Source organism: uncultured Bradyrhizobium sp., assembly GCF_936928535.1.
Taxonomy (GTDB): Bacteria; Pseudomonadota; Alphaproteobacteria; order Rhizobiales; family Xanthobacteraceae; genus Bradyrhizobium.
Map to the genome: position 1 here is coordinate 85,579 of NZ_CAKZHY010000054.1, position 14,200 is coordinate 99,778.

At 63.9% G+C, this 14,200-nt stretch carries 13 protein-coding genes and 2 pseudogenes; 8 read left to right on the plus strand and 7 right to left on the minus strand.

The genetic code is table 11. The annotated features are described in order from the left end of the window. Positions 1-5 precede the first annotated feature (5 nt). Positions 6-437, plus strand: coding sequence for a RidA family protein (locus Q0687_RS07260; RefSeq protein WP_298873906.1), 432 nt, complete (start codon positions 6-8; stop codon positions 435-437). Between the two features lie 59 nt (positions 438-496). Further along, positions 497-1,273 (plus strand): cyclase family protein, encoded by a 777-nt coding sequence (locus Q0687_RS07265; RefSeq protein WP_298873908.1) that lies wholly within the window; start codon positions 497-499, stop codon positions 1,271-1,273. Positions 1,274-1,279: 6 nt separating this feature from the next. Here Q0687_RS07265 and Q0687_RS07270 read toward each other — a convergent pair. The 5 genes and pseudogenes from Q0687_RS07270 to Q0687_RS07290 form a co-directional block, all read right to left on the minus strand. Continuing rightward, positions 1,280-2,376, minus strand: a pseudogene (locus Q0687_RS07270) (Gfo/Idh/MocA family oxidoreductase). Positions 2,377-2,395: 19 nt separating this feature from the next. Next, positions 2,396-3,532, minus strand: coding sequence for an N-acetylglucosamine-6-phosphate deacetylase (nagA, locus tag Q0687_RS07275; RefSeq protein WP_298873910.1), 1,137 nt, complete (start codon positions 3,530-3,532; stop codon positions 2,396-2,398). Next, positions 3,532-4,557 carry an SIS domain-containing protein gene (locus Q0687_RS07280; RefSeq protein WP_298873912.1) on the minus strand — a complete coding sequence of 342 codons (1,026 nt, stop codon included), beginning with the start codon at positions 4,555-4,557 and terminating at the stop codon, positions 3,532-3,534. The genes nagA and Q0687_RS07280 overlap by 1 nt, the downstream gene beginning before the upstream one ends. Continuing rightward, entirely contained in the window at positions 4,554-5,309 is a 756-nt protein-coding gene (locus Q0687_RS07285) for a GntR family transcriptional regulator (RefSeq protein ID WP_298873914.1), read from the minus strand. Before Q0687_RS07285 ends, Q0687_RS07280 begins: the two co-directional genes overlap by 4 nt. Beyond that, the gene (locus Q0687_RS07290; protein ID WP_298873916.1) at positions 5,306-6,178 is read right to left on the minus strand and encodes a BadF/BadG/BcrA/BcrD ATPase family protein; all 873 of its coding nucleotides are present in this window, start codon (positions 6,176-6,178) and stop codon (positions 5,306-5,308) included. Before Q0687_RS07290 ends, Q0687_RS07285 begins: the two co-directional genes overlap by 4 nt. Positions 6,179-6,271: 93 nt before the next feature. Here Q0687_RS07290 and Q0687_RS07295 point away from each other — a divergent pair, with 93 nt between their 5' ends. The 6 genes from Q0687_RS07295 to Q0687_RS07320 all read left to right on the plus strand — a co-directional run bounded on the left by Q0687_RS07295 (position 6,272) and on the right by Q0687_RS07320 (position 12,140). Next, positions 6,272-7,213: an N-acetylmuramic acid 6-phosphate etherase gene (locus Q0687_RS07295; protein ID WP_298873918.1), complete on the plus strand. Its 942-nt coding sequence runs from the start codon at positions 6,272-6,274 to the stop codon at positions 7,211-7,213. A 1-nt stretch (position 7,214) separates the two neighbouring features. Next, the gene (locus Q0687_RS07300) at positions 7,215-8,477 is read left to right on the plus strand and encodes an ABC transporter substrate-binding protein (protein ID WP_298873920.1); all 1,263 of its coding nucleotides are present in this window, start codon (positions 7,215-7,217) and stop codon (positions 8,475-8,477) included. Positions 8,478-8,647: 170 nt separating this feature from the next. Further along, positions 8,648-9,565 carry a sugar ABC transporter permease gene (locus tag Q0687_RS07305; RefSeq protein WP_298873940.1) on the plus strand — a complete coding sequence of 306 codons (918 nt, stop codon included), beginning with the start codon at positions 8,648-8,650 and terminating at the stop codon, positions 9,563-9,565. Positions 9,566-9,575: 10 nt separating this feature from the next. Further along, the gene (locus Q0687_RS07310) at positions 9,576-10,409 is read left to right on the plus strand and encodes a carbohydrate ABC transporter permease (RefSeq protein ID WP_298873922.1); all 834 of its coding nucleotides are present in this window, start codon (positions 9,576-9,578) and stop codon (positions 10,407-10,409) included. A gap of 9 nt (positions 10,410-10,418) precedes the next feature. Continuing rightward, positions 10,419-11,507 (plus strand): sn-glycerol-3-phosphate ABC transporter ATP-binding protein UgpC, encoded by a 1,089-nt coding sequence (ugpC, locus tag Q0687_RS07315; RefSeq protein WP_298873924.1) that lies wholly within the window; start codon positions 10,419-10,421, stop codon positions 11,505-11,507. Between the two features lie 54 nt (positions 11,508-11,561). Further along, the gene (locus Q0687_RS07320) at positions 11,562-12,140 is read left to right on the plus strand and encodes a histidine phosphatase family protein (protein WP_298873926.1); all 579 of its coding nucleotides are present in this window, start codon (positions 11,562-11,564) and stop codon (positions 12,138-12,140) included. A gap of 313 nt (positions 12,141-12,453) precedes the next feature. On the opposite strand, the gene Q0687_RS07325 is transcribed toward Q0687_RS07320, so the two are convergent. Both Q0687_RS07325 and Q0687_RS07330 read right to left on the minus strand, forming a co-directional pair. Beyond that, entirely contained in the window at positions 12,454-13,824 is a 1,371-nt protein-coding gene (locus tag Q0687_RS07325) for an FGGY family carbohydrate kinase (protein ID WP_298873928.1), read from the minus strand. Between the two features lie 69 nt (positions 13,825-13,893). Further along, positions 13,894-14,200: pseudogene (locus Q0687_RS07330) on the minus strand (autoinducer 2 ABC transporter substrate-binding protein); the annotation flags it as partial.

Genomic DNA, 14,200 nt, shown 5'->3' on the forward strand with positions numbered 1-14,200 from the left:
TCCGCATGAGTGCGATCAGAAAGCAGGAAGTCCCCGCAGCGAGTGGTCTGCAAGTGCTTCAGCCAAGTGGCTGGCCGCAGCCGAAGGGCTATGCGAACGGCGTCATGGCCGAAGGCCGACTGATCGTGACGGGTGGCGTGGTTGGCTGGGACGTCGCCGGGCGGTTCGCCGAAGGGCTCGTTGCGCAGGTCCGCCAGACGCTCGAAAACATCGTCGCGATCCTTGCAGAGGGGAATGGTCGGCCGGACCATCTCGTACGCCTGACCTGGTACGTCGTGGACATGGACGAATATGTGTCGAACCTGAAAGCACTCGGCAAAGTCTACCGCGAGGTCATCGGCACCCATTACCCCAGCATGGCGCTGGTGCAAGTCGTGCGTCTCGTCGAGCGGTCCGCGCGCGTCGAGATCGAAGCGACGGCCGTCGTCCCGCGCTGATGCAGGGTCGAGCGGCGGGACGCTTGAGCTCGCAACGGACAGAAAAATGAGGAAACACCATGGCGCGCAGGCTGATCGATATTTCGGTGCCGCTGCAAAACGACGTGCCTGCCGATCCTCCGGGCAACCATCCGACCATCCAGTACATCGATCATCAACAAGGCCTGCCGCGCATGCTGCAGTTCTTCGATGGGCTGAAGGCGGAAGACCTGCCCGACGGTCAGGGCTGGGCGGTGGAAATGGTCAACCTTTCCACCCATAACGGCACCCATCTCGATGCGCCCTGGCACTTCCATCCCACGATGAACCGCGGTGAGCGTGCGTGGACGATCGACGAGGTGCCGCTGGAATGGTGCTTCCAGCCCGGCGTGAAGCTCGACTTCCGCCATTTGCCGGATGGATATGTGGCGACTGCCGGCGATGTCGAAGCCGAATTGAAGCGGATCGGGCATACGCTGTCGCCGCTCGAGATCGTCGTCGTCAATACCAGCGCCGGTGCCAAATATGGTCGGCAGGACTACGTGACCTCAGGCTGCGGCATGGGCTATGAGGCGACCATGTATCTGCTGGAACGCGGCGTGCAGCTGACCGGGATCGACGGCTGGAGCTGGGACGCGCCCTTCGTCTACACCGCGAAGAAATATGCCGAGACCAGGGATGCCAGCTTGATCTGGGAGGGCCACAAGGCCGGACGCCACATCGGCTATTGCCACCTCGAAAAGCTGCACAATCTCGAGCTTCTGCCCTCGACCGGCTTCATGGTGTCATGCTTTCCGGTGAAGATCGAGCGAGCATCCGCTGGCTGGACGCGGGCGGTTGCCATCATTGACGGCTGAAGGGATCTACAGGCGTACGACTTCACCCGTTCGAACGCTCACGTCGGCGGCAAAGACGATGCGGAGTGAGTTGATCGCGTCCTCGTGATGCTCGGACAGATCGATCTCGCCACGGACCGCGCTCAAGAACAGCCGCTGCTCGCGCTCGCAGAGCTCTTGATGGTCGGGTTCGTCTGCCGTCGAGACCAGCTCGTCAGGCTGAGAAAACCGGCCTTCGGTGTCGCGTGCCGCGTGATGGATGCGAAGCGCGTTGGTCCGCGTGTGAGTGTCATGGTCCGCCGAACGCGCGTCCGCATCGCTACTCTCTTTCGCGACGATCGACACGCTGCCGTTCGGCCGATCATGTCCTTTACGAAATGAGCGGTCTCACTCATCATCGGACCCCAGCCGACCTCGTACCAACCGACCGAGCCGTCGTCGAACATGATGTGAAGATGGCCGTAGTTGTACATGGCCGGCGCGATCTCGCTCGTCAGTCGTGCCCCGACCGCATGGACCGCGACGGGACGCGCTCGCGTCACCTGGCACATGATGTCGACGTAGTGGACGCCGCAATCGACGATCGGCGAAGTCGACCGCATCAGTCTCTTGTGCACCTCCCAGAAGGAGCCCGCAGACTGTTGGTTGAGGTTCATGCGCATCACGAGCGGTTTCCCGAGCGTTCGCCCGATTTCGACGAACCGCGACCATGCGGGATGCACGCGTAGGATATAGCCGACCAGCAGCGCCTTTCCGGCCGCGCGGGCAGCGCTAACGACCTGCTGTGCGGCATCGAGCGTATCGGCCAGCGGTTTTTCGCAGAAGACATGCGCGCCAGCCGCGAATGCCTGTAGCGCCATGGCGGCGTGATGCTCGGTATAGGTGGAGATCGCGACGGCATCGGGACGCAAACGCGTGAGCGCCTCCTCGAAGCTTTCGAAGCGCGGAGTTGCGGGAAACTCGCGTTCGAGATCGTCACGCTCGGCGGCGCGTGAGGTACAAAGACCGACGAGCTCATATCCCTCGACCGATTTGTAGGCACGGGCATGGCTGGTCCCCATGGTGCCGAGGCCGACCACGAGAACACGAACATTCCGTTGAGGCGACATGGAATGGGAGGACATGGCTCGATCGTGTCCCTCGTCAGGAGTGGGGGGCTGACTGGCCCTCGATCCAGGTTTCCAGCACGCGCAGCTCGTCGTCGAGATGCACGAGGCTGGCGAGATAGCCCGGCGCGATCCGGCCGAGTTCACGGTCGCGCCGGAGAAACGTCGCCGGAACGTGTGATGCCATTGAGAGGGCATCGGCGAGCGGAAGCCTGACGACGTTGACGGCGTAGCGCACCGCCTCATCCATGGTCAGGACCGAGCCGGCGAGGGTCCCGTCGTCGAGCCGCAGGCAGCCGTCGATTGACGTCACGCGGCGGCCTTGAAGATCGAAATGATCGGGGCCACCGGCTGCTGGCGGCATCGCGTCCGTAATCAGCATGAAACGATCGCGCCGCTTGGCGGCCAGCGCGACGCGCAAGTTCGCCGGGTGGACGTGATGGCCGTCAGCGATGAGGCCGACGAACGCCTCGTCGAGATCGAGCGCGGCACCGACCATTCCTGGCTCGCGCCCCGTCGGCGCGCTCATCGCGTTGAACAAATGGGTGAACGCGCGCGCGCCAGCTTCCACGGCCCTGCGCGCTTCCTCGTAGCTCGCATCGGAGTGACCCAGCGAGACGAGCACGCCATGCTGCGCGAGCTCGGCGATGCTCTCGGTCGCCACCCTGTTAGGCGCGAGCGTCAACATCATCGCGCCACAATCCGCTTTTGCAATCGTCGCGACGTCGTCGCGTCCAAGGTCGCGGATGTAGCTGAGTTCGTGCGCACCCTTGCGGCGCGGATCCAGGAAGGGTCCTTCCAGGTGAATGCCGAGTGTGGCAGGGGTCCGGCGCCGCGCCTCGCGCGTCGCCGCGATCGCAGCGGTCATCGCCTGCGGCGCGTCGGTCACCAGGGTCGGCAGCAGCCCTGTGGTCCCGTGGTTCCGGTGCGCGGCCGCAATGCGGGCGATGCCTTCGGGCGTCGGGTCCTCGTTGAACAGGACGCCGCCGCCGCCATTGACCTGAACGTCGACGTAGCCGGGCGCAAGCAGGCCGCCGCCGAGATCCCGCACTTCGCCGTCAGGCCTCTCTGAGTGAGGAACGATTGCGGCAATGCGCGCGCATTCGACGACAACCGCGTGGTCATCGAGAAAACGTTCTCCGTCGAAGATCCGCGCGCCGGTCAGAACGATCATCAGACGGTCTCCGTTACCTTGCGCAGATTGCGCGGGCGGTCGGGATCGCGCCCAAGCCGGAGCGCGAGCGCCTCGGCGAGCCGGTAGAAGCGGAGGATCATGACGACGGGCTCCAACAGGGGCGCCTCGACTCGCGCCGTCGCGAGACGATCCGCCGCATCGTCGCCGCCTGCTTCGATTGCGATCACCGTTGCGCCGGCGTCGGCCAGCGCCGTGAGCGTCGGCAGCATGCCCTCGCGCGCCGGGTCGGAGGGCAGGAAGGCGATGACGGGAAAGCCCGGGACGACAAGCTCGGCAGGGCCGTGCAGCACCTCTGCCGCGGAATAGGCTTCGGCATGAATCGCGCAGGTTTCCTTGAGCTTGAGTGCAGCTTCCGCGGCGATCGCCAGCGTCGCCCCGCGGCCGAGCACGAAAGCGCTACGGGCATTGACCAGTCTCTCCAGCATCGTCGCAGGCGGCGGCGCGGTCTGGGCGCGCAGGACGTCCGGGAGGCTGGCGAGGGCGTCTGCGAGCTGCCGATCCTCGCGCCAGGCCGCGACGAGGCTTGCGCCTGCGACGAGGCCGGCCACCATCGATTTAGTCGCGGCGACGGAACGTTCGGTGCCGGCGCAGAGCGGCAGCAGGATTTCGGCTTCCTGCGCCAGTGGCGAGGTTACGTCGTTGACCAATGCGAGGGCGAGCGCACCGCCGTTTCGTGCGGCACGCTGCATTTCCACGATGTCCGGGCTGCGCCCCGATTGCGAGATCGCGACGGAAACGCTGCCTGCGAGCCGCATCGGCGTCCGATAAAGCGTCGCAATCGAGGGGCCGATCGAGGCGCAAGGCACTCCCGAAAGAATCTCGACGAGATACTTCAGATAGAGCGCGCAGCAATCCGACGAGCCTCGGCCGATCGTCGCGACGAGCGGCGGATCGAGGGCACGCAGGCGCGCTCCGAGTTCGACAAGCCGATCAGCATTCCGACCAAGCTGGCGCGCAGCCGCTTCGCCTGCCTCGCCGATCTCCTGAAACATCTGTGTCGTCATCGGTGCGGCTTTCGGGCCGGGGGCGACAGCGTGAGCTCGGAGACGAAATCATAGGCGTCGGCGCGGTACCAGGATTTCGTGAACTCGACGCAGGCTCCGTCGGCGAGGTAGGCGATGCGCTGGATGTAGAGCGCCGGGCTATCAGGCGCGACGCCAAGCAGCTCGGCATCGACATGATCGAGAAGGGTCGCACGCAAACGCTGCAGGCCCCGGGTCGGCCTGAAGCCCCTTGCGGAGAGCGCCTCGTAGAGCGAGTCGCCGACCGAATCCTGCTCGGGAAGAAAGCGTATCGGCACGGCAGCGCGTTCGATTGCCATGGGCGAACCATCGGCCAGGCGAAGGCGTCCGAGCCGGAACACGCGGTCGTTCGGTCGTACGCCAAGCATCATCGCCTCTTCGGGCGTCGGCAGGAATACGCCGCGTTCGAGCTCGCGCGAGCTCGCCTCCAATCCGCGCAGCCGCATGTCCTCGGTGAAACTCGTCAGGCGCGAGGAGGGCTGCTCGACGCGCGGCGTCGCGCGATGGATGAAGGTGCCTGCGCCGTGGCGGTGAAACAGCACGCCCTCGGCGATCAGGTCAGCGATCGCCTTTCGCAGCGTGGTGCGCGACACTTCGAGTAGCTCGCACAACACGCGCTCGGCCGGAAGCAGCTGCGTTTCCGCGAAGCGTCCGGTTTCGATTTCGCGCCTGAGCGCATCGACCACGGCACGATAGAGCTTTTGGCCCGGCGCCGTTTCGACCGTCATGGTCATGCCGCGTCCTCCGCGAGCGTTCCGCCGGCGAGAAGGATCGCGCCGTCGACAGCGTCGCGCCGCGGTTGGGCGAGGCGCTTGGCCACGTCGGGCGGCAAGAATGGGCGCAAAGGCTCGCCGAAGCCGCCCGCCAGCGCGATGCGCTCGGCGCCGAGCGCGTTCAGCGCGTTCGCGAGCGCCGCTATCGCACAGGCTGCTTCCCCGACGATTTCGCGCGCGCGCATATCTCCGGACCTTGCGACGTCGAGGATCTGGGGCGCGAAGGAGCCATAGTCTCTGGGTCTGGCCTCCGCTGCCCAGCGGCTCATCCGCAACGGATCGTCATCGAAATGTCGACCGAGCGCCTGGGCTAACCCGCTCATCGGTTCGAGGCCGTCGATCGCACGCAGCGTCGCGCGCAGTGCCGATTCGCCAACGCGTGCGGCGGATCCGTCGTCGCCCAGCCAGAAGCCGCGTCCGCCAATGATGGTCGTTCGCCCTCCGACGCGAGCGATTCCCGCCGAGCCCGTGCCCGCGATGATCAGGCCGCCGTCGCCGACGCCGTTGGCTCCCACGCAGGCAGCCACCGCATCATTGACGGCGACGATTTGCGCGAAGCCGGGCAGGGCGGCAGAGACACGCTCCGCTTCATTGTCGTCCGAAAGACCGGCAAGGCTGAGGCCGAGGGCGATCTCCTGCCGTGGCGCGCCGGCAGTGATTGCGGATTCGATGGTTTCGCGCACGACCCGCATCGCTTCGTCGAAATCGAGATAGATGTTCGAAGCCGGCCCCAGGGCGCGCCCGAGCTCGCGGCCGGACGCATCCCGCAGTCTCGCGCGGCAACGGGTGGCGCCGCCGTCTACTCCCAGAAAGAACCTGGCTGTCGCCAAGGGGCCTCCTAAAAAAATTCTTAACGCCTCTAGACAAGTGGTATGTCACGTGGCTAAAACAAATACAAGAGGTATCTACCATTGGTATTCACGATGTCGGTACTGCCGAGCTTGAACACGGGAGAGAGGTGCAGCGACACCGTCGGCATCGTGACAACCGATGAGGCGATGTTTGCGGACGCGATGCTCGTCTCCTATCGACGCGCCATTGCATCGGTCGCAGCTGTCTCGACTGATATCCGTACGGCTGCACTTCGGCTCGCCACCATTTGGCGATCCGGCGGACGTCTGGTCTATGTCGGTGCGGGGTCTTCGGGTCTTGCGGCCGCCGAAGATGCTGCCGAGCTTCCCGGTACGTTCGGCCTTGACCAGGGCCGCATCGCGATTGTCTTGCCCGGCGGAGCCGTCGAGCCATTTCGCATTGATAGCGCGGCGGAGGACGATGCTGCAGCCGGTGAGCGTTCAATAGCCGGGCTTGGTGATCTTTCCGGCGACGCCATGATCGCTGTATCGGCGAGCGGCTCGACGCCGTTCACAGTCGCCGCAGTTGCAGAGGCGCGTCGTCGCGGCGCCTTCGTGATCGGCATCGCGCACCGTCCGGCCTCGCCGTTGCTCATTGGCGCCGACGCCTCGATCCTGCTCGAAAGCGGGGAGGAGGCCCTGCGCGGCTCGACGCGGCTCGCCGCCGGAGCCGCGCAAAAGGCCGCGCTGGGCATGCTCTCATCATTGATGGGCCTCGAACTCGGCCACATCCACCAAGGGCTGATGGTCAATCTGAAGGCGGATAACGCGAAGTTGCGCGAGCGGGCGCAAGGGATCGTGGCAACGATTGCTGGTGTCAGCGATGCCAAGGCGGCATCGGCGTTGCGTGAGGCTGGCGGCGATGTGAAGCCAGCGGTGCTGATTGCCTGCGGTGTCTCCAGCATGAAGGACGCCGTCAACTGGCTCGCAGCTGCGCAAGGTCGCATCGACGAAGCGCTGCGCCGCGCGAGGATCAACGGAATCAAGGGCGAAGGCCCGAACAAGGGAGCGTAGCATGAGACGGACAATCAAGGCCGCATTGGGAGCTGAGGCTGCCGCGTTGGCGTTGCTCGCGGGGCTGGCGTCGGCCCAGGCAGGCTCATTGAAGATCGAGAGCTGGCGCAACGACGACGCCGACATCTGGAACTCCAAGATCATTCCCGCTTTCAACAAGCACTATCCCGACATCAAGATCGAATTCGCGCCCTCGGCGCCCAAGGAATACAACGCCGCCCTCAACGCGCGGCTCGATGGCGGGACCGCCGGCGACCTCATCACCTGCCGTCCGTTCGACGCCTCGCTCGCGCTCTATCAGAAGCATCAGCTCGACGCGGTCGACGGCATCAAGGGCATGGAGAATTTCTCCGATGTCGCGAAGGCCGCGTGGCAAACCGACGACGGCAAGACCACCTTCTGTGTTCCGATCGCCTCCGTCATCGCAGGATTCATCTACAACAAGGAAGCGTTCGCCAAACTCGGCGTGACCGAGCCGAAGACGCTGGACGAATTCCACGCTGTGCTCGAGAAATTCAAGAAGGACGGAACCTATGTCCCGCTGGTGATGGGTACGGCCGACCAGTGGGAAGCCGCAACCATGGGCTTCCAGAACGTCGGGCCGGACTATTGGAAGGGCGAAGTCGGCCGGGCCAATTTGATCTCCGGCAAGGAGAAGCTCACTGATCCGCAATACGTTGCGGCCTTCAAGGAGATCGCAGCCTGGGCACCGTATCTCGGATCGGGCTTCCAGGCACAGACCTACGCCGACAGTCAGAACCTGTTCTCGCTCGGCAAGGGCGCGATCTATGCGGCCGGCTCGTGGGATATCTCGACGTTCCGCGGCCAGGCCAAATTCGCCATGGGTGCATTCCCGCCGCCGCAGCCGGCCGGCACGACGGATTGCTATATCTCCGATCACACCGACATCGCGATGGGCATCAATGCAGCCTCGAAGAACAAGGAGGATGCCAAGAAATTCCTGGAATGGCTGACGACGCCGGAATTCGCAACGATCTATGCCAACGCGCTTCCCGGCTTCTTCCCGCTGGGCAAGACGCCGGTGAAGGTCGAAGACGACGTTGCTGCGACGATGGTCGGATGGCGACAGAGCTGCAAGTCGACGATCCGCAATTCGTATCAGATCTTGTCACGCGGTACGCCGAATCTCGAAAACGAGCTCTGGAACGTGTCTGCGCAGGTGGTCAACGGCAAGCTGACGCCGGAAGCCGCCGGCAAGCAGCTCCAGGACGGTCTCGACAAGTGGTACAAGCCTGCCAAGTGATATCTGTCTCCCTCTCTCCGCTTTCGCGGGGAGAGGGACTTTTCCTGGTCCACAGTTGCTGCACGCTCCGCCAAGAGATGGCATGAGCCGCAAGCGGACAGCGACGATAACGCACGGTAGGTTTGCTCTCTCCGGTCATGCCTGAATCACTCTCGCCCGTCACCGCTCAGATGCCTCGCGCAAAGCTCGCGGGCCTTCTGCTGTTCTTTCTCGGGCCTGCGGTCGTGATCTACTCCCTGTTTTCGATCTACCCGCTCGTCGCGACGATGGCGCTCTCGACCTATACGAGCGATCCGTCCGGGGCCCGGTCTTTCGTAGGCCTCGCCAATTTCCAAACGCTGCTCGGCGATGCGCTCTGGTCGAAGCCGTTCTGGAATGCGCTCGGAAACAATCTGATCTTCTTCACCGTGCACATGTGCGTGCAGAATCCCGTCGGTATTGCACTCGCGGGATTGCTCAGCCTGCCGCGCGTGAGGCTCAAGGGTTTTTATCGGACCGTGATGTTTCTTCCGACGATGCTGTCCGTTGTCATCGTCGGCTTCTCCTGGAACCTGATTCTTTCGCCCCTCTGGGGCGTCGCCTCCGGCGCCCTAAAGGCCGTTGGGTTGGGCTCGCTGTTTGCTCCCTGGCTTGGCCTCGAATCGAGCGCGCTCGTCACGCTGTCCCTCATTTCGGTCTGGCAATTCGTCGGCATCCCGATGATGTTGATCTATGCCGCGTTGCTCAACATCCCCGAAGAGCTGATCGACGCGGCACGCGTCGACGGGCTGGGGCAGTTGCGCATCTTCTTCCACATCAAGCTGCCGCTCGTGCTGCCGACGATCAGCCTGGTCTCGGTCCTGACCTTTGTCGCCAACTTCAACGCCTTCGATCTGATCTACTCGGTCAAGGGCGCGCTTGCGGGGCCGAATTTCGCCACCGACATCCTCGGTACGTTTTTCTACCGCACTTTCTTCGGCAATCAGCTGCAGCTCGGCAATCCGACAATGGGCGCCGCAGTCGCAACCGTGATGTTCTTCATCATCCTTCTCGGTCTCTGCCTCTATCTCTTCCTCGTGCAGCGGCGCATTCGCCGTTACGCTTTCTGAGGGGGGAGGCATGACGACGGAGCAGCGCGCAAGGAGCATCAGCGTCCATCTCGTCCTGATCGCCTACAGCCTTCTGGCGGTAGGTCCGATCCTGCTCGTCGTGATGAATTCGTTCAAGGTGCGCAGCGCCATCTTCGGCAGCCCGCTGGCGCCGCCCGATACCTCAACCTTCAGCCTGATCGGCTATGAGAAGGTGTTCCGGTCGTCACATATCCTTTTATACTATTCCAATTCGCTGATCGTCACTCTCGTCAGCATGGCGCTGGTCCTGCTGTTCGGGGCGATGGCGGCCTGGGCGCTGACCGAGTATCGCTTCCGCGGTTCGACGGTCTTGGCGCTGTTCCTGTCGATTGGCATCATGGTGCCGATCCGGCTCGGCTCGGTCGCAATCCTGAACATGATGCGGTCCGCGGGCCTCAACGATACGCTGACGGCCCTGGTCCTGGTCTATGTCGCGCAGGGCCTGCCGATGTCGATCTTCATCTTGAGCGAGTTCATCCAGCAGATCCCCAAGGATTTGCGCGATGCCGCGCGCTGCGACGGCGTGCCGGAAATCCGCATCTTCTTCGAGGTGGTCGCCCCGCTGCTGCGCCCGGCGATTGCGACGGTCGCCGTCTTCACCATCGTGCCGATCTGGAACGACCTCTGGTTCCCATTGATCCTGACCTCGAGCGATTCGACCCATACCGTGACGCTCGGCGTGCAGCAGTTTCTCGGCCAGTACATTACCGACTGGAATTCCGTGCTCGCCGCACTGTCGATGGCGATCCTGCCGGTCGTCGTGATCTACGTCATCCTCTCGCGCCAGCTCATCGCAGGCCTCACCTCCGGCGCTGTCAAATAGGTTGTCAGAATGGCCAATCTGCGCATCGAGCAACTCAACAAGCGCTATGGCGCGACCACGGTGCTCAACGACGTCAATCTGAGCATCGAGGACGGCGAATTCGTCGTGCTCGTTGGTCCTTCAGGCTGCGGGAAGTCGACATTGCTGCGGATGATCGCAGGGCTCGATGGCGCGTCGGGTGGGGACATCCATATCGCCGGCAAGCTCGTCAATACGCTCGCGCCTGCCGAGCGCGGTATCGCCATGGTGTTCCAGTCCTACGCACTCTATCCGCACATGAACGTGCGCAAGAACATGACGTTCGGATTGAAGTTCACCGGCGTGCCGCCGACCGAGCGCGAGCGGCGCGTCGCGGAAGCGGCTCGCATGCTGCGGCTCGAGGAGCTGCTCGAGCGCTATCCGCGCGATCTCTCCGGCGGCCAGCGTCAGCGTGTCGCGATCGGTCGCGCGATCGTGCGCGAACCCGAAGTGTTCCTGTTCGACGAGCCGCTCTCCAATCTCGACGCAGCGCTGCGTGTCTCGACCCGCGTTGAGATCGCGAATCTGCACCGGTTGCTGAAATCGACGATCGTCTATGTCACACACGATCAGGTCGAGGCGATGACGCTTGCTGATCGCATCGTGGTGATGAACAAAGGCCGCATCGAGCAGGTCGGCAAACCACTCGACCTCTATTATGAGCCGGCCAACCTGTTCGTTGCCGGCTTCATCGGCTCGCCTGCGATGAACTTCTTCGAAGCCAAGGTCGAAAGCATCGAGGGTGGACGTGCGCGCGTGACCGGCGCCGCGTTTCGTGGCCTCGACGTAGCGGCGGCATCGCTGAGCGTCGGCGACACGCTGACCGTCGGTGTCCGTCCTGAGCATCTTGTCCGAGGCGAGGCCGGTGCCTTCGCCGCCGAAGGCATCGTCGAACTGGTCGAGCGGCTTGGCGAGGCGTCGTTCGCCTATCTGCGTCGCGTCGACGGCAGGATGTTCGTTGCGGAGGTCCGTGGCCGGCAGACACCGGCGCCGGGCGAGACGGTGACACTCGTTGCCGCGAGCCCCGATGTCCACATCTTCGACGCCTCCGGCCTGCGTGTTGCCACAGGAACGCGTTGAGGGAGGCGATGGGATGCCGACTGCAAGCAGCTGCAAGGGTGCGACGGCTCAGCCATGACTGATGTCGTACGCTACCTGACCCATCCTCAGGTGACTATCGATCCGGCAATTCCGGTGCCCCGTTGGGGCCTAAGTGAAATTGGCAGAGCGCGCACGGAAGCCGTGCCGGCCACGGGGCTGCTGTCGGGTACCACGCAAATCATCTCTAGTGGAGAGCGGAAGGCGATCGAGACCGCTGAGATCATTGCGGCAAAGTTGGGGATCGACGTCGAGGTGCGCGAGGCGATGCACGAGAACGACCGGTCGGCCACAGGCTTCCTCGTCCCCGACGAGTTCGAGATAGTGGCCAATCAGTTCTTCGGGCAACCCCACATCAGCATTCGCGGCTGGGAACGAGCGCTTGACGCCCAGCGGCGCATCGTCGGCGAGGTCGAGCATGTGCTGGCCCGCAACACGCCGGGCGACGTGCTTCTCGTGGGCCACGGTGGCGTTGGTACTCTCTTGTACTGCTACTGCTCCGGTTTGGCGATTGATCGCGTCCACGACCAACTCGCCGGCGGCGGTTGCTTCTTCGCGTTCACCTCGCACGAGCGCCGCGTGCTGCATGGCTGGCGTCGCCTCGAAGAGCTGTGAGTGGCGCGGCGCAAGATGGCCGAACCAGGCACGGGAAACAGTAGCAATCGAGCTGGCGCGCGGCGAAAGGCTGCACGCGCCGGGAACAGGTTAGATGTCAGCGCGTACCGATACGTTGATGTCGTGGGCAGAAACCGGAAAAATGAGCACCACGTCCATCGTTCCCTGTTGCGTCCGGTTGTCACCCGGCGGTGCCGAGGATAACGCCGTTAGGCGGTTTTGGTTCGATTGATGGGCCCTAAGACCTTGTGTCGGTCGGCGGGCAAAACACCCATCCATGCGCCTCGCCGAGGAACCGCACGTGGCCGTTTGGTCATGCGTGACCAGGAATCCTCTCGACTGCTGCCGTCCAGCTCTTGCGATAAGCGTCAAGGCCGACGATCGGGATCGAGTCGACGAGGCCCGGCTCCGCGATACGGTAAGAAGGGGGCCATTGCGCGAGCATTGCGGCGCCGCGTGCCGTGCCTGCGGCGTCTTCCGCTGCAAAGACGCGCTGCGTGGGTCGTAACGCGCCCAGCGTCCTGCAGAAGGATAGATTGCGCGCGAAGGTTCCTTCGACGATGAGATCACCGATGGTTGCTCCCATGCGCGTGAGCATCAGATCGCTGACCAGCGCGCAATAGAGCGTCGCAAGTGCGGCCCGATCTCGCGCGGCGACTTCGCCGCGGACCACGCCCTCGGTCGTCGCATAAGGTCCCCCCTGACCGGAGAAACAGGGCAGAGCCATCGCGCCCGAGGCGATGACGCGCTCGAGCGCGTCGATGTCCGCGTTGCCGCCGCCGCCCGCGATTGTAGCGTATTCGCGTCCACCCATGAAGCGTCCGCAGGCGATCGGGCGGCCCAGGACGTCGACATTGGCGAGCGTGTCGTCGCGAGGATCGAGCTTGTCGAGCGAGAGGCCCACGCTCATCAGGATCACCCATGTGCCGGTCGACAGCACGGTGAACGGCGCCTGGCGCGAGACGAGGTAGGGCAGAAGGGAAGCGTTGGAATCGTGGATGCCGCAATAGACCGGCGTTTCGGGTGCGAGCCCGCATCCAGCGGCGATGTCAGGCTTGACCGGACCGAGCGGGTCGAAGGCGCGGCGTAGCGGCGGCAGCAAGTGGTCGACGCCGAGAGCTTTGACAAGGCCCGAGACCTGTCCCTGCCGCGGCGCCCAGAGATCCGTGTGCGCGCCAATGCTGGTGACTTCAGAGACGGCGATGCCGCTCAGGCGCCAGGTCCAATATTGTGGATAGCCAACGAAATGCTTCGCGTTGGCATAGAGGTCCGGACAACGCCACTTCTGATAGGCAAGCTGCCGACCGAGATTGAGGCCGCCTGGCAATTTCGGCGACAGGGTTTCCGAAAAAGACGGCCGCAAACCGGCATAGTCGGGCTCGATCGCGTCTATTCCGGTGAATTCGTAATCCATGACTGGAGCTGCGAGGTCGCTCTCGCCGATCAAGGCTCCGGCTGCGCCATGCGCGGTCGGAACGATAGCACTGATCCGATGTGTGCGTGCAGCCTCGCGAAGCGCATCGAGGAAAAAGGTCCACGCGCTCTCGACGTCTTCGTGCGGATATGGCGGTCCGGACAAGACGAGATTGGGCGCCGACTTTTCCCAGAGGAGCCGGCCGTGGTCGAACAGGGCAAGCTTTACATTGGTCTTGCCGATGTCGAGGACTGCGACCGTCTGGCTCATCGTCAAGCTCACGGCAAAAGGACTGATGGTGTCGCCCGGCCACGTTGCACGGCCGGGCGCGCACCTGGATCAGAAATCGAAGTCCTTGATGTTCTGCTTGGTGAAGATGAAGGGCGAACCAAGCAGGATCTCGCTGCCATTGACCACGTTCAGCTTGCCGAGCTTGCCCGCCTCGACCGAGGTCGCGCCCGGCTTCAGGCTGCCGTCAACCACGGCACGCATCACATAGGTCGCGGCATAGCCGAGATCGACCGGATTCCACAGCACGACCGACTTGACGCAGTCCGCGTTGACATACGGCTTCATCGCGTTGGGCGTGGCGAGGCCGACGACCGCGACCTTGCCGCAGAGTTTGGCCTTGGTCACGGCTTCCGCC